This window comes from Echinicola sediminis (genome assembly GCF_054777495.1).
This window is the reverse complement of the sequence record NZ_BAAHAP010000211.1, coordinates 1-2246: the sequence shown is the minus strand read 5'-3', so window position 1 is coordinate 2246 and position 2246 is coordinate 1. Positions and strand designations below refer to the sequence as shown.

The following is a 2246-nucleotide window of genomic DNA, read 5'->3' as shown; positions in this document are numbered from 1 at the left end:
GTGCCTCTGGCACTCTAGGGGAAGTTGGCTCATTTTTCTCAGGGATGAATCCCTTCGTTATAGGATGCTTCGTGCCGCTGGCACTTGAGTTTTACAATGAAGATGTCATCAAATTTTTTTAGGATATAAAGGACTTAACAGATAAAAAAGTGATGACAATAGCGCTTTTTATATCATAGGGGAGAGTAATAATGGGGGAAATTAATGCCGTTAGGCATGATTGTTATTGTAAGAGTGGGTTTTAACCCACGTAGATAAGAAGAGAGTAGTGCCCAAAAATGCCTTTAGGCATGGTTGCTATTAAAGCCTATGAATACAACTGCTCAAGGGGGTAGGTTTCGGACAATGCCCAATAAAATCTGCCGTGCCTCTGGCACTCAGGGGAAAGTCTAGGCCATTTTTCTCAGGGATGAATCCCTTTGTTACAGTACGCATCGTGCCGCTGGCACTTGGGTTTTACAATGAAGATGTCATCAAATGTTTTTGGTTATAATGGTCTTAACAGATAAACTAGTGAAGGCAATAGGGATTTTTACATCTTCGGGGAGAGTAATAATGGATTAAATTAATGCCGCTAGGCATGATTGTTATTGTAATAGTGGGTTTTAACCCACGTAGATAAGAAGAGAGCAGTACCCAAAAATGCCTTTAGGCATGGTTGATATTAAACCAAGTCTCTTACTCTAAGGGAGGGTGAAAGATGAATTTTTCCTCATATGGTATCCCAAACTTATTCAGCATTTGAATGTATTCTTCTCTGAAAGAAAGTTTTTGATGATGTGTTTCCTGATTTTCAATGTATTTAAAGACATTTGAAACATGAGATTTGCTATAGGTAAAAGCTCCAAATCCTTTTTGCCATTCAAATCTATGGTCAATTAAATTCTTTTCATTGACCCACTTTGAAGATTTAGCTTTGGCATGTTTCATCACTTCTGATACCGTTACAGAGGGTAATAGCGAAAAAAAACAATGAACATGATCTTCGGTGCCATTTACAATAAGTGTTTTGCACCCAGTTTCATTGATCAAACTCCCTATTACTGCAAACAGTTTTGTTTTCCACTGATTTGAAATGAATGCTTTTCTAAATTTCACAGAAAAAACTGTATGAACATACATTTGGTGGTAGGTATTAGCCATATCGAAAAAATCTAGTTAAAAATGAAGTATATAATTACATATAAAATATAAGAATTTTTTTGATAGTCTCCAGTTATATCTGCCGTGCCTCTGGCACTCTAGGGGAAAGTCTAGGCCATTTTTCTCAGGGATGAATCCCTTTGTTACAGTACGCATCGTGCCGCTGGCACTTGGGTTTAACATCCCAATGGCATCGATTAATTTGAGATTACTAGAGGGGCTTGGTAGCTATTCGGATAACAGAAATGGTTTAATTTTCCCATAGAGGAAATTAATGATCGGTTAAATTAATGTCGTTAGGCATGATGGTTATTGTAAGGGTGGGTTTTAACCCACATAGATAAGAAGAGAGTAGTGTCCAAAAATGCCTTTAGGCATGGTTGATATTAAAGCCCTTGAAGTCAACTGTTCAAGAGAATGTATTGGACATGACCTAATAAAATCTGCCGTGCCTATGGCACTTGGGGGGAAGGCTAGACCATTTTTACAATGGATGAATCCCTTTGTTACAGAATGCTCCGTGCCGCTGGCACTTGAATTTACCATCAACGTATTATTATAAGACTTGAGATTACTAGAGAGGCTTGGCAGCTATTCGGATAACAGAAATGGTTTAATTTCCTTATAGAGGAAATTAATGATCGGTTAAATTAATGCCGTTAGGCATGATCGTTATTTTAAGGGTGGGTTTTAACCCACGTAGATAAGAAGAGAGCAGTACCCAAAAATGCCTTTAGGCATGGTTGATATTAAACCAAGTCTATTACTCTAACGGTGTGTGAAAGATGAATTTTTCCTCATATGGTATTCCAAACTTATTCAGCATTTGAATGTATTCTTCTCTGAAAGAAAGTTTTTGATGATGTGTTTCCTGATTTTCAATGTATTTAAAGACATTTGAAACATGTGATTTGCTATAGGTAAAAGCTCCAAATCCTTTTTGCCATTCAAATCTATGGTCAATTAGATTCTTTTCGTTGACCCACTTTGAAGATTTAGCTTTGGCATGTTTCATCACTTCTGATACCGTTACAGAAGGTAATAGCGAAAAAAAAACAATGAACATGATCTTCGGTGCCATTTACAATAAGTGTTTTGCACCC

3 protein-coding genes are annotated in these 2246 nt (G+C 37.1%); 1 reads left to right on the top strand and 2 read right to left on the bottom strand.

Going from position 1 to position 2246, the window contains the following annotated elements; translation table 11 throughout:
- Positions 1-678: 678 nt before the first annotated feature.
- Positions 679-1143 (bottom strand): IS200/IS605 family transposase, encoded by a 465-nt coding sequence (gene tnpA, locus ACYVAA_RS22750; RefSeq protein WP_460546345.1) that lies wholly within the window; start codon positions 1141-1143, stop codon positions 679-681.
- A gap of 376 nt (positions 1144-1519) precedes the next feature.
- Between tnpA and ACYVAA_RS22745 the strand changes: the two genes are divergently transcribed.
- Positions 1520-1705 (top strand): hypothetical protein, encoded by a 186-nt coding sequence (locus tag ACYVAA_RS22745; RefSeq protein ID WP_460546342.1) that lies wholly within the window; start codon positions 1520-1522, stop codon positions 1703-1705.
- Between the two features lie 201 nt (positions 1706-1906).
- Here the strand turns inward: ACYVAA_RS22745 and ACYVAA_RS22740 are convergent, their stop codons facing one another.
- Entirely contained in the window at positions 1907-2224 is a 318-nt protein-coding gene (locus ACYVAA_RS22740; RefSeq protein WP_460546340.1) for a transposase, read from the bottom strand.
- Positions 2225-2246: the final 22 nt, after the last annotated feature.

What these genes read in the sequence shown, in the direction of transcription:
- tnpA (WP_460546345.1), bottom strand. Translation starts at nt 1,143, where the DNA reads ATGGCTAATACCTACCACCAAATGTATGTTCATACAGTTTTTTCTGTG.
- ACYVAA_RS22745 (WP_460546342.1), top strand. Translation starts at nt 1,520, where the DNA reads ATGGTTGATATTAAAGCCCTTGAAGTCAACTGTTCAAGAGAATGTATT.
- ACYVAA_RS22740 (WP_460546340.1), bottom strand. Translation starts at nt 2,224, where the DNA reads ATGGCACCGAAGATCATGTTCATTGTTTTTTTTTCGCTATTACCTTCT.